The sequence below is a fragment of the Vibrio sp. T11.5 genome (assembly GCF_027587155.1).
GTDB classification, from domain to species: domain Bacteria; phylum Pseudomonadota; class Gammaproteobacteria; order Enterobacterales; family Vibrionaceae; genus Vibrio; species Vibrio neptunius.
The window spans coordinates 273,218-293,590 of sequence record NZ_JAPPTP010000001.1; the positions used below are offsets into that span (position 1 = coordinate 273,218).

Annotated in this window: 21 protein-coding genes and 1 riboswitch; of the genes, 5 read left to right on the forward strand and 16 right to left on the reverse strand. The window is 46.2% G+C overall.

Annotated features, from left to right (window positions below; translation table 11 throughout):
• The first annotated feature begins 65 nt into the window (after positions 1-65).
• The gene (locus OH455_RS01275; protein WP_269980046.1) at positions 66-2,426 is read left to right on the forward strand and encodes a DNRLRE domain-containing protein; all 2,361 of its coding nucleotides are present in this window, start codon (positions 66-68) and stop codon (positions 2,424-2,426) included.
• 65 nt (positions 2,427-2,491) lie between these two features.
• On the opposite strand, the gene OH455_RS01280 is transcribed toward OH455_RS01275, so the two are convergent.
• The 9 genes from OH455_RS01280 to OH455_RS01320 all read right to left on the reverse strand — a co-directional run bounded on the left by OH455_RS01280 (position 2,492) and on the right by OH455_RS01320 (position 10,690).
• Entirely contained in the window at positions 2,492-3,064 is a 573-nt protein-coding gene (locus OH455_RS01280) for a flavodoxin family protein (protein WP_269980047.1), read from the reverse strand.
• Positions 3,064-3,462, reverse strand: a complete 399-nt coding sequence (locus OH455_RS01285) for a VOC family protein (RefSeq protein ID WP_269980048.1) — start codon at positions 3,460-3,462, stop codon at positions 3,064-3,066. Before OH455_RS01285 ends, OH455_RS01280 begins: the two co-directional genes overlap by 1 nt.
• A gap of 185 nt (positions 3,463-3,647) precedes the next feature.
• Positions 3,648-4,517, reverse strand: a complete 870-nt coding sequence (locus tag OH455_RS01290) for a DMT family transporter (RefSeq protein WP_206371283.1) — start codon at positions 4,515-4,517, stop codon at positions 3,648-3,650.
• Complete coding sequence (locus tag OH455_RS01295; protein WP_269980049.1) at positions 4,510-5,787, reverse strand: opine metallophore biosynthesis dehydrogenase; 1,278 nt, start codon at positions 5,785-5,787, stop codon at positions 4,510-4,512. Before OH455_RS01295 ends, OH455_RS01290 begins: the two co-directional genes overlap by 8 nt.
• A gap of 1 nt (position 5,788) precedes the next feature.
• Positions 5,789-6,574 (reverse strand): nicotianamine synthase family protein, encoded by a 786-nt coding sequence (locus tag OH455_RS01300; protein WP_084720179.1) that lies wholly within the window; start codon positions 6,572-6,574, stop codon positions 5,789-5,791.
• A gap of 18 nt (positions 6,575-6,592) precedes the next feature.
• Positions 6,593-7,360 (reverse strand): ABC transporter ATP-binding protein, encoded by a 768-nt coding sequence (locus OH455_RS01305; RefSeq protein ID WP_045974192.1) that lies wholly within the window; start codon positions 7,358-7,360, stop codon positions 6,593-6,595.
• Positions 7,357-8,433 carry a FecCD family ABC transporter permease gene (locus tag OH455_RS01310; protein WP_269980050.1) on the reverse strand — a complete coding sequence of 359 codons (1,077 nt, stop codon included), beginning with the start codon at positions 8,431-8,433 and terminating at the stop codon, positions 7,357-7,359. The genes OH455_RS01305 and OH455_RS01310 overlap by 4 nt, the downstream gene beginning before the upstream one ends.
• Before the next feature lie 3 nt (positions 8,434-8,436).
• Positions 8,437-9,546 (reverse strand): ABC transporter substrate-binding protein, encoded by a 1,110-nt coding sequence (locus OH455_RS01315; RefSeq protein ID WP_269980051.1) that lies wholly within the window; start codon positions 9,544-9,546, stop codon positions 8,437-8,439.
• Positions 9,547-9,775: 229 nt separating this feature from the next.
• Positions 9,776-10,690: a LysR substrate-binding domain-containing protein gene (locus tag OH455_RS01320; protein WP_045974195.1), complete on the reverse strand. Its 915-nt coding sequence runs from the start codon at positions 10,688-10,690 to the stop codon at positions 9,776-9,778.
• A 519-nt stretch (positions 10,691-11,209) separates the two neighbouring features.
• A riboswitch (FMN riboswitch) is annotated at positions 11,210-11,352 on the forward strand.
• Positions 11,353-11,445: 93 nt separating this feature from the next.
• Here OH455_RS01320 and ribB point away from each other — a divergent pair.
• Entirely contained in the window at positions 11,446-12,105 is a 660-nt protein-coding gene (gene ribB / locus OH455_RS01325; protein WP_045974197.1) for a 3,4-dihydroxy-2-butanone-4-phosphate synthase, read from the forward strand.
• A gap of 18 nt (positions 12,106-12,123) precedes the next feature.
• Positions 12,124-12,837 (forward strand): riboflavin synthase subunit alpha, encoded by a 714-nt coding sequence (locus tag OH455_RS01330; protein ID WP_269980052.1) that lies wholly within the window; start codon positions 12,124-12,126, stop codon positions 12,835-12,837.
• A 37-nt stretch (positions 12,838-12,874) separates the two neighbouring features.
• Here the strand turns inward: OH455_RS01330 and OH455_RS01335 are convergent, their stop codons facing one another.
• The 3 genes from OH455_RS01335 to OH455_RS01345 form a co-directional block, all read right to left on the reverse strand.
• Complete coding sequence (locus tag OH455_RS01335) at positions 12,875-13,588, reverse strand: substrate-binding periplasmic protein (RefSeq protein ID WP_045974199.1); 714 nt, start codon at positions 13,586-13,588, stop codon at positions 12,875-12,877.
• 135 nt (positions 13,589-13,723) lie between these two features.
• Complete coding sequence (locus OH455_RS01340) at positions 13,724-14,482, reverse strand: substrate-binding periplasmic protein (protein ID WP_269980053.1); 759 nt, start codon at positions 14,480-14,482, stop codon at positions 13,724-13,726.
• Between the two features lie 76 nt (positions 14,483-14,558).
• A complete protein-coding gene (locus tag OH455_RS01345; protein WP_269980054.1) occupies positions 14,559-15,467 on the reverse strand; it encodes a LysR family transcriptional regulator in 909 nt (302 codons plus the stop codon).
• A gap of 132 nt (positions 15,468-15,599) precedes the next feature.
• Between OH455_RS01345 and OH455_RS01350 the strand changes: the two genes are divergently transcribed.
• A complete protein-coding gene (locus OH455_RS01350; RefSeq protein ID WP_269980055.1) occupies positions 15,600-16,655 on the forward strand; it encodes an HlyD family secretion protein in 1,056 nt (351 codons plus the stop codon).
• Positions 16,656-16,658: 3 nt separating this feature from the next.
• Positions 16,659-18,209, forward strand: coding sequence for a DHA2 family efflux MFS transporter permease subunit (locus OH455_RS01355; RefSeq protein ID WP_269980056.1), 1,551 nt, complete (start codon positions 16,659-16,661; stop codon positions 18,207-18,209).
• A 155-nt stretch (positions 18,210-18,364) separates the two neighbouring features.
• Here the strand turns inward: OH455_RS01355 and OH455_RS01360 are convergent, their stop codons facing one another.
• The 4 genes from OH455_RS01360 to OH455_RS01375 form a co-directional block, all read right to left on the reverse strand.
• On the reverse strand, positions 18,365-18,760 hold the full coding sequence (locus OH455_RS01360) for an NUDIX domain-containing protein (protein ID WP_045974205.1): 396 nt from the start codon (positions 18,758-18,760) through the stop codon (positions 18,365-18,367).
• A gap of 34 nt (positions 18,761-18,794) precedes the next feature.
• Positions 18,795-19,301, reverse strand: coding sequence for a peptide deformylase (gene def, locus OH455_RS01365; protein ID WP_269980057.1), 507 nt, complete (start codon positions 19,299-19,301; stop codon positions 18,795-18,797).
• Positions 19,302-19,450: 149 nt separating this feature from the next.
• The gene (locus OH455_RS01370; protein WP_045974207.1) at positions 19,451-19,882 is read right to left on the reverse strand and encodes a GNAT family N-acetyltransferase; all 432 of its coding nucleotides are present in this window, start codon (positions 19,880-19,882) and stop codon (positions 19,451-19,453) included.
• 105 nt (positions 19,883-19,987) lie between these two features.
• A complete protein-coding gene (locus OH455_RS01375; RefSeq protein ID WP_269980058.1) occupies positions 19,988-20,362 on the reverse strand; it encodes an MmcQ/YjbR family DNA-binding protein in 375 nt (124 codons plus the stop codon).
• Between the last annotated feature and the right edge of the window lie 11 nt (positions 20,363-20,373).

The window sequence follows — 20,373 nt, forward strand, 5'->3', positions numbered from 1 at the left end:
GCACGTTAGTCGAATTTTCATGGTCAGTTTAGACCGACTCTAACCCATAACCTATGGACTTAATTATGATTCGAAGGATTGCAACACTGTCACTTTTAGCCATAACCGGGCTCACCTGTTTGAATGCGGGAGCCGCAACACAATATCATCGAGTAGTCTGGGACAGCGACCCTGCGCGAAAAGCGGTGATTGGTTTCTCTCCAAACGGTGAGAGTGAACAACCCTATGTGCAATACGGCACCTCAACAGATGAAACGACATGGCAGACCAAACAACCTAGCTACAACCACGTGTTCGGCGGTGATTTACTTAGCTATTTTGTCAGATTGGAGAATCTAACACCGGATTCACCGGTTTACTATCGTGTCTGTGACCAGCAAGGTTGTGGAGAACGTTTTTGGTTCCGTACCGCTCCGATTGATAACAGTGAGTTTGTTATGATCGCTGGAGGCGATACACGTACAGGGTGGACCAACCGAAGAATGGGAAATCAGCTCGTCGCGAAAGTTCGTCCTTTATTCATACTTCACGGCGGCGACTACACCAGCCAAAACAGCGCGTCACAAATGGCTCAGTACTTAGAGGATTGGGCATTGACCTTTTCCAGTGACCAGATTGACGGCATAGCGTACAAGCGTACCTACCCATTTATTCCTACCCATGGCAATCATGAAGACTACGATTACTCAACACTATGTAAAGTGTTTGGAGTCGATGCTGATGGTAATGGTGAGTGTAATCCTTTTGATACCTACAACGTTGTTAACATTTCACCATTACTTCGCGTCTATACACTGAACAGCCAATTTCGCAAAAGTGGATGGTCAAACTACGCTTCTCAAATGAACCAGTGGCTTGAACAAGATTTAGCCACCCATGGCACTCAAAACGTCTGGCGCGTTGCCCAGTATCACAGGCCGATGTTTCCTCACGTGTCATCCAAGTCTGACAGCCCAGACCTGTTTAACTGGTGGGCAAACTTGTTTTACCAACACGGTATGAATCTGGTTGTGGAATCTGACAGCCACTTGACTAAGGCCACCCGAGAACTAAAACCAGACGGCAGCGGTTTTGTTACTTCGCCAAGCGGAGGCACAGTGTACATCGGTGAAGGCAGTTGGGGTGCGGCAGCCCGATCGGCGAATGATCCTAAAAGCTGGACCTTAGACGCGGCCAGTATTCAACAAGTGAAGGTCATCCAAGTGTTGCCAGACACGATGACGGTCCGAACAGCGCAGTTTGACGCTTCAGCCTCCACGCTAACAAGAGAAGACAGACAAGCGGATAAGCTTCGTTTACCCGAAAACGTCAACTGGTGGTCACTCAATGAAGTTGGAGAAACGATGGATCTGGTTCAGTCAGCAGATGGTCTCTCAATACTGAAGAACCAAAACCCCGGGCCATCTCCTTCATTTATTCGCTTACCTGTGACGCAAGATGTTTTTGTCGCACAATCACAGCCAGATACTAACTTTGATGGACACCAAGATGGCTTGCTAGCCGACGCCTCTGATTCTGCTTATGGCCGTACCATGAGTCTGATGGCGTTTGACATTTCATCAATCCCCACGTGTGTCGATATAGCTGGCGTTAAGCTTGAATTGCAAGTCACTAACAAATCTTATGGCGCGTATGGCGTTCATATTGCAACAGAGGCTTGGACAGACTCATCGGCGACTTGGAATTCAGTCGGTGGTGAACAAATCGCCGCAAGAACACTGACCCAATTCACTCCTTCATCAACGGGCAAGTTTGATGTTGATTTAACCGACAGCCACCTACTCGATTTGTGGGCTCATGATGGCAATTTTGGCATCGTCGTCGCTTCATCCGGTACAACCGACGGCCTCGACTTTGACTCAAGTGAAACAGGTGCACCACCAGCCCTGGTTATTAGCTATCACGAACGCAAAGACTGTGAGGCTCCCGTTAACTCGCTATCGCTACCAACCAGTGACGATACTTTTATCGCCTCGAGTAAATCTTCGGAAAACTTCAACAACCATTCGGACGGTTTGCTTGCTGACTTGCTTGATAGCAAATATGGCAAAACCAATACGTTGATGAAGTTTGATGTCTCTGTTTTACCTGAAGTTGCTGAGATTGACTCAGTGGTACTAGCCTTACACGTGACCAACGCTTCGACTGGCGATTTCGAATTGTATCGCGTCAGCCAAAGTTGGAATGAGCAGACAGCGACTTGGCAATCGGTTTACGATAACGGTGGTTCTAGCGACTATCTGACAACCTTCTCGCCTAAAGAGAAAGGGGTTTACCGTATCGACCTAACCCATTCAGGCTTACTTCAATCATGGTTAAACGGAGAAAACACTGGGCTTATCATTGTACCTAAGAGCCTGAACGGCCTTGATATCAGTTCTCGTGAACTGGGAATGGGGCCTGTATTAACCATTACTTATCACTAGCGACTACGAATAGAAAATCTCAATCTGGGCGACAGGTCCAAAGCCCAGATTGAGTATTTGGATCACTATTCTACGCTAACCCCTTGTTCAATTATCTGATGGCTGTCGATATGGCCTACCGCTTTATGAGCAGCCACTTCTAATTGCGCCAGATCAGCGTCAGTTTGAATAGAGAGATACTGGTGGCCTTTGAAGTCCAAGTCGAAATACCGAGCGGTCAGAACAAACGGCTCAATAAAACACGATGGACACGTAGGTTGATAACCTGTAGAAATGACCGACATGCTTTTCCCCGCCCAGCGTCGACCCAAAGGCTTGTCGTTCTCCGTCAAATCCGACAACCTGTCAAAAAACACTTTCATCTGAGCTGACATAGAATACCAATAAACGGGGGACGCCCAAACTATGTGGTCTGCGTCGACCAATGTATGCATTAGCTCAAGAAAATCGTCAGACTCATTACGGTGTTCGTAGTCATAAAATGCGATGTCATAATCTGACAAGTCAAACACACTGCCCCCTGAAATAGCCGCAACCGCTTCAGCGAATTGACGGGTATTTCCTTCTGCCTTTGATGAACCTAGTACAATCGAGATTCGTCTATCCTGACCTCGTTTGGTATGTTCTAAATTAGCCATTATGCCTCCCAAACCTGACGCTGCAATACCACGCGGTAACCATCGATATCTTCATAAGTCCATCCAACGTTTTCCCAATATGGGTTAAATGAAGCGACTCGGTTAAATCCCGCCTCCACCATGTTTTGGCAACAGCGCTGCCAATGACTTTCATCAGGTATGTAAAATACCAGCAAGTTATCTAGACTAGGTGCAGGTTCAACATGACTGCCGTAATGATGTGTGAATTCTAAGTGATAGGGATGAGCTGGATGACCAATGATACTTCCGCTAAAGCCTTCGTGGTCAGTAAAACTAGCCAATAGTTCAAAGCCTAAGCCATTGATATACATATTGGTGAGAACATCAAGTTCGTTAGTCGGTCGAGCAACGCGCAATATTGAGTTCCTTGGGATCATAATAGCTCCTTGTCAAGATCCTGAGTTTAGCGATAGCCCATATCTGGGTATCATCAAAGCGAAGAAAACACAGGATAAAACCTCAACTTAAGTCGAGGTCAACAGTCACTATAGGAGTTTTTGGTCTCCATTACGGGAGCAATCAGCTCAGCAATCGTTACTATGATTACTGAGCTCAGAAGGGGCTAAGATTTCGCTGATTGTGGCTGAGCGGCAGGAGAAGAGGATGTTTTCCAAGACAAGGCGATACAAGCGACAACAATGATCCCCCCGCCTAAAATAGTCATCCAACTCGGTATTTCCTGCCAGAATAAAACGCCCCACAGCACATTAAAAACTAAGCCAATGTATCGAGTCCCTGCCACGACAGCAGCATTCTCATGCGTAAATGCTTTGGTTAAAAAGATCTGTCCAATCAAAGACACCACCCCAATTGCCACTAGGTAAACCCATTCAATCCCTTGTGGAACAACAAAATCATCTTTCATTAGATAGGCAGAAACCAGCATGGCCGTCATCAGAAAGTAAAACACAATTTCATACGTATGATGCCGCTTACTCAAATGACGAATGGTGATAGACGCACCAGCAGCAAACAGCGCACTGGCAATACCAGCCAGAGCAAATACATTAAACGACGTATAATCAAAAGGATTGATGACCAAAGCAACACCAAACATGACCAAAGGCAGTAACCATCGGGCTTTATCTGGAAGGCGTTCCCCCAATACTAGGCTGGACAACACGATCACAAAAAACGGCGACAAGTAGGCCAGAATCGCTGCATCAGCGAGCGGTATATGAGTAATGGTGTAGACAAAAGCCAGCAAATAGAAGGCTCCGAGAAGCCCCCGCAAAACCAGTAACGGAACGCCAACCGTCGAGAACGCGACCTTGGCTTGCCACATTAAACCCAATATCAGAATCGTGCCTATCGCGCTGCGGAAAAAGACGATTTCTGCACTCGGTATGGTTAGGCTAGCGGCCTTAATTAGTGCATTCATTATACTGAATATCAACGCTGAAAATATGGCTAGAGCCACACCTTTATTCATGATTGTCTCCTAACAACAGGGCCAACCACTGAAGACTCTGAGTCTCGTGGCAATGGCTTGATTCTAAAAAATGGTTCGGGATCTGACGATGACACAGCCACTTCTCAAGTTCATCTAAGAGACGACTGACCGTTGGCAAAGCGACCCCAACATAGTGAGCTAACGCTCTAACCCAATACAATGCGTGAATATCTTCACTGGGGATCCGTGGCCAACTTTGGTGCTCAAGATCGCCTCTAGCAAACGGAACGGCTGAAAAATCAAAATATCGCCCTTGTTCATCCGGAACAGAAAATGGGTCGATCAAAATGGCACTGTAACGTACGTAAAGCCGATACTCCTGCTCGATAGGTTGACAGTCAGCAAAGGTATCGATGTCATGTCGCGATAACGTTGCTTCGTGCACAGGGTAGTTGTCGTCATTGAGAAACTGTAACAAGTTAAATGGTACCCCACCCAACTGGCGCATCAGTAATGACAGATCCTGCCATAACCCCACCATGGTTTTCATTGTCGCTGGCGTAATAGGCCCCTCAGGAAAGAGCTTATACATGTACTTAGTTTCATCACTGGACCCCAAAATATGGTCAAGTGAAAAAGGCGTCAAAAAGAAGGCTGGGTGGACATACAATGTAATGTTTCTCCCTTCAACACTGTAGCCACTTTCTAGCCTTTTCACATCAGTACCCACCTTGTTTAACGCCTCATTAAGCGCTAGAAAAGCACCCTTACTATCCTGACTGACATAAGCATAAATGCGTTTCTTCACTGCCTTGGTCAGCACGTTCACTGTCGACGAATCGGTGTCGAACTTTGTCGCAGCATAGTAGTTAGAAAAGACCACTATATTTGGATTTAAACCCCGCTCCGCAAAATACCCTTGTGCCATTTTATGCCCACCGACCCAAGAGGAAAGCAAGACGACGTCTCGCACAGATTGCAAACATCCAACAGGCAACGACAGTAATACAGACGCCAACGCGTATGAAGGTGTGGCAATCACCAAGGTATCCCACTCGCCCTCAAGTGTGAGTAAATCATCAAAAACCTCATCAAACGTCACGGTTCTAGCAAGGGGGGCAAGATTGGATTTGGCGACATTGACGCAAGCTGCCTGTTTGTCTTTCAACAAATGGCCATGGCGTTGCCAGCGAGCAGACGGGCGGCTAGCAATGCCAATGTGTGTGGCCTGATCCTGAAGTAAGGCCGCTGTTTGAATTCCAGCGGGGCCAGCCCCGACAATGAGCAAACGTCCTATTGCTTTTGTCATATTAGGATCTCTCCATCAACACAGTGTCATAGACAGCCGCTGAATTTCGGATATGTTGGGTTTCCCAACCATCCATCAATTCAGGGTTGAATGGATAATTGAACGCTGACTTGAGACCATTTCCAAACCGCACTAATACTCTATGCTCTGGATTCAGATGCGGCTTAATCTTATTAAGCAGCTCCCATTTGTGCTCGACTAACGAAGCCACCACAATATGAGTTGGCTTAAAGGTCTGGAATTCGGTCACTATGTCCTTGGAGCCAAACGAGGTTGGTAAAGAGGCTCGGTCTAACTGATTAGCCATCGTAACGGCTTGCTCATCGATATCGATACCATGCACCGCCGCCCCTGTTAGTTGCGCGATAGTGAGTGCGGACAATGGATATGACCCAGACCCGACAAATAGCACGCGTGAGTCTGGTGCAATGCCTGCCCTATCAAGTTCGATATGAATGTTTTCGGATAACTGACTCAAGTATTCACTCACATCAAGTTGGTGTGTCTGGGCACATTGCGACTGATGTTTTTCCAGTAGACACAAGGCTTTTATCGCCGTTTCACGCAGACGTTTAACTTGACGATCATGTTCAGGATGATGGCCAATTTCGTCACTCAAATGTTGAGTGGTCTCGGTTAAAATCCAAGCGCAAAGCTCGTCCAATTTGTCCTGCAGTAGTGCAAAGCATTCACAACTTTCAACACTGTATTGCGTTAATGTATCGATTTGTGATTCAAACGTCGAAATAGCCACCAGCAATTGATAGTGGCGATGCGTCATCGTCATAATTTTTCCTTCTAGAATTCAATTTGTTGGCAGCAAGCGAACAGGCGTTACATAGGCATGACCTTGGCTGCAATGCCCCACGTCTACTTCGACTTGATAAACACGGCTTAACGTTTTTTCGCTTAAGACTTCACCGGGTGTCCCTTGACGTTGAACACATCCCTTGTCGAGTAACACAAGATGATCACAGTAGCGAGCAGCCATCGACAAGTCGTGCAGCACCGCGACGGTGATGCATTGTTGCTGTTGAGTGTAGTCTCTCGCCAGATCCAAAACTTGAACTTGGTGTTTGAGATCAAGCGCGCTGGTAGGTTCATCGAGCAATAAAACTGATGGCCTCCCAACCAAAGCTTGAGCTAACGAAACTAATTGCTGCTGTCCCCCACTGAGGTGGCAGAAAGATCGTGTTGCGAGTTGAACTAATCCCAATTCACGTAATATGGATTCTGCAAGATGTTCCTGTTCATCGGTAATACGCCAATTGAGTTGGTGCACCAATCCGAGTAAAACAACTTCAATGACGGTCAGTTGACTCGACGATTTGTTCAATTGGCATAAATAAGAATAGGCCGTGCGAGGAAGAGCGTTGCCATGAGTATCTAGACCACGAACTTGCCCTTTACTTGGGACTAACCCCATCATAGCTTTCAGTAAAGTCGTTTTTCCGGCACCATTTGGGCCCAATATGGCCGCAAACTCGCCGCCTTTAAATGCCGCATCAATGTTGTCGAGGATCGATTTGCGTCCAAGATGAACCGATAGCTGATGTAGAGAAAGGCTTGTCATAGTCCACCTCGACGTTGCAGCAACAGATAGAGTAGAAATGGCACACCGACCAGTGAGGTGATGATTCCAATCGGAAGGATCGTCCCCGGAACAATCAACTTAGCGACTAATGAAGAGACACAAAGCAACAATGCGCCCATCAATGTAGATAGAGGCAAGTACAAGCGCTGGTCTTCACCAACTAATAATCGTGACAGATGCGGAGCGACTAAACCGATAAAACCAATGGTGCCGACAAACGAAACCGCACCCGCTGTTAACAGCGAGCAGAGCAAGAACATCTGCAACCTAAGCTGGCCGGTATTTATGCCAAGCGCCTGGGCACGTTCTTCACCCGATGATAGTGCAGTTAGCGCCCAAACTTTTGGCAGCGCAAACCCGAGCCCAATCAGTAAAATGCTCCCCGAGACTGCGAACGACAACCATGTTGCTTTAAGCAAACTGCCAAAGAGCCAAAACACTATCTGTTGTAGCACTTCTGGTGAAGCAAGGTATTGCACCAAAGATTGCAGTGCTTGAAAGAAAAACAACACCACTATCCCTGCTAATATCAATACTTTCGCGTCCATGTTGCGTGCTCGACCAATCAAATAAATCGCTAAACTTGCTAAAGCAGAAGTGACAAATGCCGCGACAGGAACACCAAGCCATGCGATACCAAAGATCGAAAAGCCACATAGCAAGGCCATAGCTGCACCAAATCCAGCCGCGGCCGAAATGCCTAAGGTGTAAGGGCTAGCAAGCGGGTTAGCCAATAAAGTTTGCATCAACCCGCCAGCCAATCCGAGCGAAGCACCAACCACAAGGCACGTTAATGTGACAGGTAACCTCAGGTGCCAGACAATGGTCGTCGATAAGGTTTGTCCTTCCGGCCCGCCTAATAAGGCCTCAAAAACACGGCCAAGACTAATCCAAGAAGCCCCTGTGCTGATATCAAAGATCATTGCGACAATAACAGCAAGTGCCGCTAAACCAATCGCACGACGTCGACTCCGCTGCAATCGGCTATAGAGACCTGCGCCATCCTTATTAAAATCGCTCGGATTCGGCGCAGTTTGGTTGTGATAATTCATGGCTTAACCGTCTACCTTTATCATAAAAGTCCCTGATAAAGCTTGTGGCATATACTGCTCAAAAAAGGCTTTGTGATGCGCGACGGGATCGACATCTTCAAATGCTTCGGGATAGATAGATTTGGCAAGAAATTCAAGAAACACATGATCATAGATAGTGCGTGTCCCTGAGTGATACATACCATAGACGTGACCATTTTTGACTGCGGTTAGTTGTGGCCAACCTGCACGCGTCAGATAAGGTTGATAGCGCGCTTGAGCCGCATCAAGAGGCGTATCGAATCCAAGTAATGCACTATCTGTATGCTTAGCCCAATGTGCACCGGAAATAAAAATAACTTCAGGGTCTTGGCTGAGTACGTACTCTGGTGTCAGGTGTGCCGAGCCTTGAATTTTTCCAGTCGCAATGTTGTTGGCTCCTGCTAAATCGAGCAAGTTGCCCCACATTGCGTTGGCGTAAGACTTGCCATATTCTTTGGCACCACCTGTACCTATTTCAACATAAACACGTCTTGGTGAATGATGGCTCAAATAGTCAGCAACTCGACGTTGTACATCTTTCACAGTCTGTTCGTAGTCTTGGGCGATGGCTTCAGCACGCGCTTGGGTTCCCATAACCTGGCCAATGATTCGAGCACTGGCGACATGTTTTTCAAGTGTCTGCGCATTGAAATCGACAACCACAACCTTAATACCACTTTTTTCCAACAAACTGACCTTTTCACCAAGCGAGTTGAATTGCCACGCCGCCAGAAGCGCCACATCTGGACGCGTGACTAAGAGCTTTTCAATGTCAAAGGTCCCTGTATAAATAGATCCAGAATCAATGATGGTTTCTAATTGTGGGATGATCTTGCGGTAAGTATGCCATTGCGACTGACGGTAATCTTGCCAAGAACGACGTGGAAAGATCGCCACTTTTTGGTAGGCATCAGGCCCTGCTATCGCTAAATAATCTTCGAAATAAAATCCAAGGAACAATCGTTCTGCGGGCTTATCGAGTGTAATTTTCCGACCAAGAACGTCTTCAATTTGGATGTTAGCCCAAACTGGTACAGCACCACAGAGCGATACTAAGGCCACTGCCAGCCATTGACTGAGTTGTTTTTTCATTTAGTCATACCGTAATAATAATAATTATCAGGCGCAATGTTATATCATAACAAATATAAGCAAAACAAGTTTCATAATACGATTTATGAATAGGTTTGGAAGTCAGCTCCAAAGATACAGGTTGCCTGATATTGGTTGTATCACTGCTATCATGCGTAAAGCGGAAACATGAGAGGGAAAATAAGATGCCTTTGCTGAGTAATTAATATACAAAGGCAAGTGGAGTCGATTAACGGTTTTCGAACAGGTTTGCGTGTTGTAGTGCTTCACGTTTTAGCCACTGAACGAACACTGAAATACGCGCTTTACGAATGGAATTTGAATGGTAAGAAGCGACATACTCTATGCCATTATCAAGCTCAATATCAAATGGTTTCACCAAAAGCCCACGCTCTATAAAGTCTCCCGCCAAGCTGTCTGTCCCTGGACATACGCCGTGGCCCGCGATCACTGCGTTGATTCCCATATCCAATGTGTCCACTTCCATCCATTCACATGCGCGCTGGCTAATATCTACATTCGCTTTAGCAAACCACGACTCCCATGAAAAATGATGAGACCGGATTCCCTTTATAAGCCAGCACTTCAACAACTGCTCTGGGTGGGTGAGTTTCATGTCACGCGCTAAAGACGGAGAACAGACTGGGAACACCGCTTCATTGAACAGCATTTCCCGTACAATACCCTCCTCATGAAAGTTAACTTCACCAATGGCGACATCAATCTCGCTTGTCAGTGCCACTTTAGGCGCCATAGCAGAACTAATGCGGATCAGCGTTTCTGGATACTCAAGTGAAAATTTCCACAATCTTGGCATCAACCAACGCGCAGCAAATGAGGGGCTGGTCGCAACGGATAAGACACCTTCAATTGGTTCGGGTTGAGTAGCGTTGAGCCCTTCAATCAAAGTTTCAAAAGCACTGGAGACTTTGGTATACAACCTTTGTCCCTCTCCTGTAAGTACCATATCTCGCCCTTGGCGAATGAATAACTTACAGCCTAATGCCTCTTCCAATTGACGAAGTTTTTGGCTAACCGCTGCCTGTGTCACACACAGCTCTTGAGCGGCTCTGCTGTAACTCTCCCAGCGTGCAGCCGCTTCAAAGTAGCGTATATTGCTTAAAAAATGCAGCCTCTTGTCCATAAGCCTACCTTATACGTCCCGTTACTATTCGTCGTTCGAAGTCAATCCTATGTTACTTAATAATCCTGACATTACTAGATTAAAACACATTGGTTACGCTTATTTCATTCCTAACAAACAACATAAAAATAAGCTTAATTTATGAAACTTTTTCTTGAACCCATAACAACCATCATAAATTTCAGAGGATTTAATGAAAGACTTCCATCACTACGAACCCATTTTGATGAGCAGAACTTACCAAGAAGCATCGATGGATACAGTTCCAAAGCCTTACCTTGTAAAGCCTTGGCTGCGCAACTTACTGATACTGACGAGTGTGCTGATAGGCTTAGGTTTTGTGTGGCTCTAGCTAACACTGCATTGATCAATGTGAAATGATGCCCTGACTCCACATTGTACTGGCCGACAGCATTGCAAACCTCGTTTCTCAACACTTTTTACTCCGTTTTCAATTCCCAGCATCAAAAAAATACACTATGCTAGGGCTGCCCATCACTATGGGTACCATATACACATATTTATTCTCAGGGCGGGGCGGAATTCCCCACCGGCGGTATATCTTTAGCAAGATGAGCCCGCGAGCGCTCGATTCGTCGAGGTCAGCAGATCTGGTGAGATGCCAGAGCCGACGGTTATAGTCCGGATGAGAGAGAATTAATGCACACCAGATGTTTCATCATGAAACGCTGGTGCATTTTGCGTTGTCTTCTATCCCATATAGCCCTGATTCTGGTAAACAATGAGGAAACACCATGAATCAGACATCGTTACTTGCCGAATTTGGCACTCCTATTGATCGCGTCAACGCGGCGCTTGATGCTCTAAAGCGCGGACAAGGCGTTTTGTTACTTGATGATGAAAACAGAGAAAATGAGGGTGACTTGATTTACTCTGCTGAACATCTCACACCTCAGCAAATGGCACTAATGATTCGAGAATGTAGCGGCATCGTGTGCCTGTGCTTAACCGATGACAAAGCCAATCAACTTGATTTACCACCTATGGTAAGCCGCAACGACAGTGCGAATAAGACGGCATTCACCGTGTCAATTGAAGCCAAAAAAGGCGTCACCACAGGCGTCTCAGCCCATGACCGCGTTACCACTATCCAGACCGCTATTGCGCCAGATGCAAAGGCGCAAGATTTAGCACGCCCTGGGCATGTATTCCCTTTGCGTGCGCGCTCTGGTGGCGTTTTAAGTCGCCGCGGCCACACAGAAGGAACGGTCGATCTGATGACTCTAGCAGGTTTGGCTCCAACAGGTGTTCTGTGTGAGGTCACTAATCCCGATGGCACCATGGCTCGCGCTCCACAGATCGTTGAGTTCGCACGAGAGCATGAGATGCCTGTATTAACGATCGAAGATATCGTCGCCTATCGGCTACAACACACCAACGCTTTAGCCAGTTGATCGTAAGGAGTAACATCTATGTTTACAGGAATTGTCTCCTCCATTGCGACAATAAAACGAATTGATGATCGCGGAGGAATTCGAACCTTTGAACTTGAGTTTGTCGATGACTTTTGTAAGGACTTAACCATCGGAGCGAGTGTAGCTGTTGACGGTGTCTGCTTAACGGTCACACGCCAAATCAGTGACACCCGAGCATCTTTTGATGTTGTCTTACCTAGCATTCAGATCACAACTCTCGGAAGCGTGCAGGTTGGTTCGCTCGTTAACGTTGAACGGGCCGCCAAGGACGGTGCCGAGATTGGTGGTCACCCTTTGTCCGGGCATATCGATGCGCAGGCTCCAATTGTCTCGATCGAAGCAACAGACAACAACTATCGGCTGCGTTTTGGGCTCCCTGAAAGCGTGAGTTCTTATGTGTTTGCAAAAGGATATATCGCTATCAACGGTGCTAGCTTGACCGTGTCGGCTGTAGACCATCAAGCTCAGTGGCTTGAAGTCTGGCTGATTCCAGAAACCCGACGACAAACAACGCTGGGTGCCAAGTTGGTTGGCGACCGAGTCAACATTGAAATTGATCGTGGGACTCAAGTGGTTGTCGATACCATCAAGGCATCTGTCGCTGACACCTTGGGGCCTTTACTGCCCCATTTTGAGCAGTTTCTCGCTGCGCAAGGCAGCAGCCTTGAAGCCCTAACGCACACATCAGCTAAACCTTTGCGACAGGCCTAAGCTTTGTATCGCGCCAGCGCTCAGCGCAGGCGCGATATTACCTTAAACTTGGCTGATACTTCTGTTGCAACCTCTGTTGAGTACCGTCTTCAATTAATCCATCTAGATGGGCTTGCATCGTTGCAATAATGTCATCTGGTACTGAACGATGACAAGCAAGCCCCATCTTGATCGGAAATAAATCGAGAACTTTCTCAACAGGCAGCCCGTCCTGTTTGAAGGCGAGATATCGAGATTCAGCCAAAGCGACCATATCCACTCGCCCAGCAAATAACTTTAAGACAGATTTGGTCGCGTCATCAGCACGATCCAATTGTTTGAAGCCCTGATCTCTTAAAAAGGTTTCTGCGACATCTTGATTTTGAACACCAATGCGATAGGACTTTGCTTCATCCATCGCATCAATATTGAAACCAGCGTCTTGGTGCTTAATGAGTACAGACATGTTGATAGAAAGTGGTTCTACCCACTTAAACAAGTCTCGCCGCTCAGGCGTGTTTGAGGTCGTAAAAACACAGGTGAACGCTTGTGTCTGAGCTAGATGAAGAGCTCTCGCCCAAGGGTAAACCTGCATCTCGTATTTCAACCCAGAGCGATGGAGGATTTCCTCGACTTGTTCAGTCGCTATGCCTTTGAGTATACCGCTTTCCGTGTAGCTAAGCGGTGCATACTCTTCTGTTGTGATCGACAACATCAAGCTCGCGTAGACCGGCGAAATGTTTAATACACATAGCAACCACAAAATTCTCATGCACACCCTCCTAGTAATTTAGGGTAGTATTACAACGGTTAATTTGCCCAACTCAAAAGTGCCATGTACAACGCAGCTCGTTGAAAAACAAAAGGTCGACTCACATTGCACGGGACGACAAATAACCATGGAAATTCATTCCATAACAGAGGCTATATAGGCATCGTAATCTTGACCATGAGTAAGATAAATCTGCTGTAATTCGCCGGACTGGATAAGTTGTGACATATGGGTATCAAATATTTCGATGAGCTGATTTGATGATTCATTGTTCGAAAATACGACATAAAGCTTCTCCCCTCTCTTGGCCACTTCAGTAACGAATGCGCCTGTCGCCAATATTTCTGAACCAGCCGTACTCGATGGATAATCGATTAAAGCACTCACTCTACCCTTTTTTAGAAGTTTCATTCCTTGTTCTGCGCTATCGACCTCAACCAGTTCAAGCTGAATGCCTTTAAGGAACCCCTTCTCGAAACCATAATCCCGAACCCAAGCAACTTTCTTATTTGCCAACGATGAAAGCTGCCGTTCTTCCCAATCAAGCGCACCTTGTGCAAATATAATAATCACATCCTCTTCAACACTAAGAGGCCATTTGGGATATAGAAACGCCTCCGCGTTTGGATAAAAGTAATCGCCCAGATAAGCGTTGGCTTCCTGTTTTCGGACAAGATGCTTGGCTCGTTTCCATGGCAATACTTCTAGAGTGAGGGGCACATTCAAAGGTTGAAAAACGGCCTTAACAATCTCCCAGTAAAGGCCTGTACCGTCGCTATTAGTGTATCCAAGCCATTCCTGACTCACTATTTTGATTCGTTTACTATCACTGGCATAGGAAACTGAAGTCACCAACAGTAATGCGAGAGTAACAAGCCAAGACTTCAATTTCATTCACAGGCCTCACCTTTATCAATCCTTCTAAATAGAGTCTAGTCCAGCAGATATCACAGAGGCTTGTAAATTTGGCTCACCCGCGTGCCGCAAGATCTTTGCTGAACGCCTCTAATAAAAAGTCGATAAAGACCTTTTTACGTTTCGGCATCAATTGCCGCTCTGCGTAAACCAAGCTCACTAGCACTTCTGGCATTTGATACTCAGGAAGCAGTTGAATAAGCCGCCCGCTGGCAAAGTGCTCTCGACAAATGAACTCGGGTAGTACTGCGATGCCAAGCCCGTCCAAACAGGCCTTAAGGCAGGCAGTAATGGTGTTAACTCGTAATCGGTGTGGCAGGTCAATTTGTAATGAATCCCCGTCTTCCGGGATCAAATGCCATTTAGGCAACCTCACCGCACGGTTAAACACCTCAACCATTTGATGCGGTGGAATTAAGTCACGATGAGACTCTATACCGCCATACTCTTTCAGGTATTCTGGACTAGCAACTAGTACGCGTTGAGATCTCGTCAGTGGGCGAGAAACCAAAGCAGAGTCTTCTAATTCACCAATTTGCGCGTACAAATCAATGCCTTCAGCGATGATGTCGACTTCTCGATTAGACAGTTCGAGGTTTATGGTGACGCTAGGGTATTCCTTGAGAAAAGCATTGATGTATGAACCCATGATTTGATGCCCGAGCTCTACTGGCAACACCACATTTAAAGGCCCACGAATCAAATCCTGATTGGCAGAAACTTCAAGCTCAGCCTGATTTATGATCTCTAGCATTTGCAGGCTGGATTGATAAAACCGCTCACCTTCCGGTGTTAACACTAAACTTCTCGTCGAACGCGTGATCAAGCGCACACCTAGATGCTTTTCTAGCTCAACTAACTTTCGGCTCACTGTTGATTTGGTCATATTCAGCGCATCCGCTGCATGAGTAAAACTCCCACAATCAACAACTTGTGCAAAAACAGTAATCGCATTCAAATCCATCTCATCACCTTACGCCTTAATTAGTTAAATTTTTGCAACAGTGTTTCTTTTTTTTCCTATCTTATCAATCAATCCAAATCATTTACACTTTGTAACATCTGCTGAAGACGAAAACTGAATACGAGAAAAATAATGACGAATACACACACCGAGACTAAGCCAGTAAAATCCAGAAAAGCGCCTCTTGTCGCAACAGCTATTATGCTGTCACTGGGATTGCTGGGCGGTGGGTACTGGTTTGGATACGGTCAGTACTTCGAATCGACTGACAATGCCTACCTTCAGGGAGAGATCACCACCATCAGCCCTAAAGTGGCTGGCTACATTGAACACTCCTTTGTCAGTGACAACCAAAAAGTCAAAAAAGGCGACCTGTTAGTTCAAATTGACGACCGTGACTACCGAACTGCGCTCGAACAAGCGCAAGCGCACCTTACCGTCACCCAATCCAGCGTAGAGAATTTGAAGGCGCAGCAGACCTTGCAGCAAAGCCAAATCCATCAAGCAGAAAGCCGCGTCGATTCAGCAAAAGCGGAATATGATCGCGCTGTTCAGCAAGTACAACGTTCACGCAGCCTTCTTAAACGCAATTACGCTTCGCAAGATGAAGTCGACAGCATGCTGGCTCAACAAAAAGTTACTCAGGCGGAGTTCGATGAAGCAAAAGCAAGCTTGGTTGCCGCTCACGATCAACTTGCGGTCATCGATAGTGATATTAAACAGGCTCAAGCGTCCATCGTTGAGTCTCAAACAGCTGTAGAGCAAGCTCAGCTCAACCTTGACTACACTAAAATCTATGCGCCAGTAGATGGTATCGTGGGCAAGCGCAGTGTGCGCGAAGGTCTTTTGGTTCAGGCTGGCACACCATTAATGAGCTTAGTACCGACCAGTGACGTGTGGATAGAAGCGAACTTCAAAGAGACTCAATTAAGCGGTATTCATCAGGGACAAAAAGTTGAGATAGAGTTGGATGCCTTTCCGGGTCAACCATTAGAAGGTGTCGTAGACAGTTTTTCACCTGCCACTGGCGCCAAATTTGCGCTATTGCCTCCGGAGAATGCGACAGGTAACTTCACCAAGATTGTTCAGCGCGTGCCCGTTAAGATCACCATCCCTGATCAACAAGCATTGAAAGGCCGACTACTACCGGGGTTATCGGTTGTGGCAACTATAGATACCAGAGGTTAATCCATGTCGGAAGCAACCTTAAACGCGCCTGCCGTTCAAGAGAATCAAGTATCGACACGCCACTGGATCGCTTTATTTGGTGGCTTGATTGGCGCCTTCATGGCTATTCTCGACATTCAGATCACCAACTCGTCACTGAAAGACATACAAGGTGCATTGTCGGCGACTCTGGATGAGAGTTCATGGATTTCCACGTCCTATTTGGTCGCGGAGATGATTGCTATTCCACTCAGTGGCTGGTTATCTAAAGCACTAGGCAAGCGTCGTTACCTAACTTGGACAACGGCAATTTTCACACTTTCATCACTGCTTTGTTCCTTCTCATGGAACATGACCTCAATGATCGTCTTTCGTGCAATGCAAGGTTTTAGTGGTGGCGCATTAATTCCTCTCGCCTTCTCTCTGGTTATTCAGCTACTGCCGATTAACAAGCGAGCCGTTGGTATGGCGTTGTTCGGTGTTACCGCGACGTTTGCTCCGTCCATCGGCCCAACATTTGGTGGCTGGCTGACGGAAAACCTTTCCTGGCATTACATCTTTTATATCAATATTCCACCAGCGCTTCTGGTGATTACAATGATTCGCTATGGCTTGGATGACGAGAAGCTAAATCTAAATACCCTCAAAAAAGCTGATTGGTTCGGCATTGCGACCATGGCGCTGGGTTTGGGCTGTCTCGAAGTTGTGTTAGAAGAAGGAAACCGTGAAGAGTGGTTCAGCTCTAGCTTTATCATTACGCTAAGCATTATCTCTGCCGTGAGCTTAGTGTACTTCGTTATCAATGAGTTACAGCATAAGAAGCCGTTAGTAAACCTAAGATTGCTACGTGACGGGCAGTTTGCCATGTCGTGCATCGCTTATCTGATTTTGGGCATGGCCTTGCTAGGTTCAATCTATGTGCTACCTCTGTACTTAACTCAGATCCAACAATACAACGCGATGGAGATTGGTGAAGTCTTGATGTGGATGGGCTTTCCTCAGCTCTTGATCTTTCCGCTGGTTCCTAAGCTGACTCAAATCATCAAACCTAAGTACTTGGTCACCTTTGGCTTTGCTATGTTTGGCTTAAGTTGCTACGTCAATACTCACATGACGATAGATTTTGGTGGTCATCAGCTTATTCTGTCGATGATCCTACGTGCAATTGGCAGCCCATTCATTATGGTACCTTTATCTCTAGTCGCGATGAAAAACATCAGCAAGCTAGACACTCCAGATGCCTCGACACTGACCAATGTTATGCGAAACCTTGGCGGGGCTTTTAGCATTGCCATTATTGCAACCTTGCTCGACAACAAAACCCGCGAACACCTCGCACATATTAAAGAATCTCTGCCGTCGGTGAGTACATTAGGTTGGGACACGCTGCATCAGCAGCAAGCCTTCTTTATGCAATCTGGAAGTGACGCCGCAACAGCCATGATGCAAGCGCAAGCCAGTTTACTCAGTACCATGCAACGCGACGCCGCGATCATGGCCTACAACGATGTCTTCCTGATGATGACCGCCTTCCTAGCGTTAGCAGCGGTACTCATTCTTAATATGAAGAACTAAATTCATCGCGAAGGTACAAATCTGGGCGCGACGTTACCAAGTCACTTCGCGTCCATTTTCCACCACGAAGCCTGAACTTAGAATCGTTGTCATAACCAATACGAATAAGGACTCGAAAGAAAAACCTCTGATCAGTTTTGTGCCAGCCCCTACAGCTAACAAAGATGGTGATTCACTCGCTTGAATTCTTCTATCGCTCGCTTATCTGCCTCAATCGAAACTGAATCTGATTCAAGCTTTTCCCAACTTATGCTCTCCGCTTCCAATGCTTTAATCTCACCTTGCCACTCACTAACTACGTAATAATGCAGTAGCTGTAGCTCGGAAGTGGGATGGTAAAGAGAACACAAGTAATGGTACTGATTTGCGGTAATATCTAATTCTTCTTTTAGCTCACGGCACAGGGCTTGTGGCTGAGTTTCGCCATCCTCTATATGTCCACCGGGAATACAGGTTAAGCCGGGGTCACTCGCTTTATGTATCGACCTCTTTTCAACCAATATTTGGTTGTTATCCACCAAAAGAAAAGACACACATTCAAAAGGCTGCATTAAGTCTACTCCCTGTCTTTATCATTTTTCATGTTTAGTTTGCCATTGCCTTGATGTGTTTTTTCACTTTTTTTAATGCCATACGCTGCTTCAATGGGGAAAGGTAGTCAATAAACAGATTACCTGCCAAGTGATCAATTTCATGTTGCATGACGATCGCAAGAAAATCATCACTTTCAATCCTTACAGGTTCTCCGTGTCTATCTAAAGCTTCAACGACAACGGATGTGTAGCGCTCAACATCAGCGTAGTAGTCCGGGACGGATAAACACCCTTCTTGCCCCATAGCTAAACCCTTACCCTCAACCACTTCTGGGTTGACTAGTATCAGAGGCTGATCGCGGCTCTCTGACAGGTCGATGATGACGATAGACTCACGGCGGCCGACTTGGGTTGCCGCCAAACCAATTCCATTGCTTGTGGCATACAAGGTTTCCAGCATGTCATCGATTAGGGATTGTACAGATTGTATGTCCGATACCTTTTCAGCTTTGATCTTAAGCCTTGGATCAGGTGCGGTCAGAATCTTTAAAACAGCCATTGGTTTCCTTATGTCAAAATTTATTGCGTAGATAATCTACCATGAAGGCGATATAAATCACTGTAAATAATTAATATATATACGGAAACGCTCAAAGTTATTAGCTTTGAGCGCTTCTTCTGACAGGTTGAGTGACGACAAACCGGAACTTAGAGCGTCATATGCAAAAGTGGAAATGGTTTCCCCAGATCATCAACAGGTGAGCGCGACTCGACATGGAACCCCATGTGTTTATAAAAGTCGACCGCCATTGGGTTTTGCTCATTCACATCTACTTTGTTTACACCAAGATGCTTAATGGCATATTGCAATAATGCTTTCCCCACTCCCTTGCCTCTCGCGGCGTCTAACACAAACAGCATTTCTACTTTTGCTTCATGAACACCGACAAAGCCAAGAATGTTGCCGGTTTCATTTTTTATACACTTCAGTGTGACCGCTGGAAAAGCTTGTTCAATGATAATAGGTTTAAAAAACTCAATATCTTCTTCTGTTATGAAGTCATGAGTCGCTCGGACTGAGTTTTCCCAAACATCCAGCATCTCTGCAAAATGTTCAGGCAGCACATTTTCTACATTCATATTGAGCCACCTCATTGGTAAGTTGTATCGATGTGCAGCCGCGAATGCGAATCCTAACAACCGCGAGAAAGAAAGTATAGATTGGAAAAAGGAAATGACAGGATGCTAACGATTCGCCTCCAGATTCAACCCAAGTTCACTTTGCTTACGTTTACTCAAACCTGACGCCACCAGCCGATAAGACTCGCGCAAGTAGTACTCTAGTTCTTCATCGAGTTCACCCGACGTTTCCACTTGCTGAATCCATTTCATACCGCGATTCGCAAAGTAAGGCGCAGGAATATACCCATCATGATCGCTGAGAAAATCAAAATTTAGCGGGGAGGTTTTAAAACTAAAAGCGGGGTTATCTGATTTACCCCAACCGCCGATAGCAAATACCTTGCCTCCTACTTTCCAAACATGAGAATCCCCCCATTGCACAATATGAGTAGTCGCGGGAAGCTCTGAACAAAACTGATTAAACTGCTCGTAAGTCATGCTTATCTCTT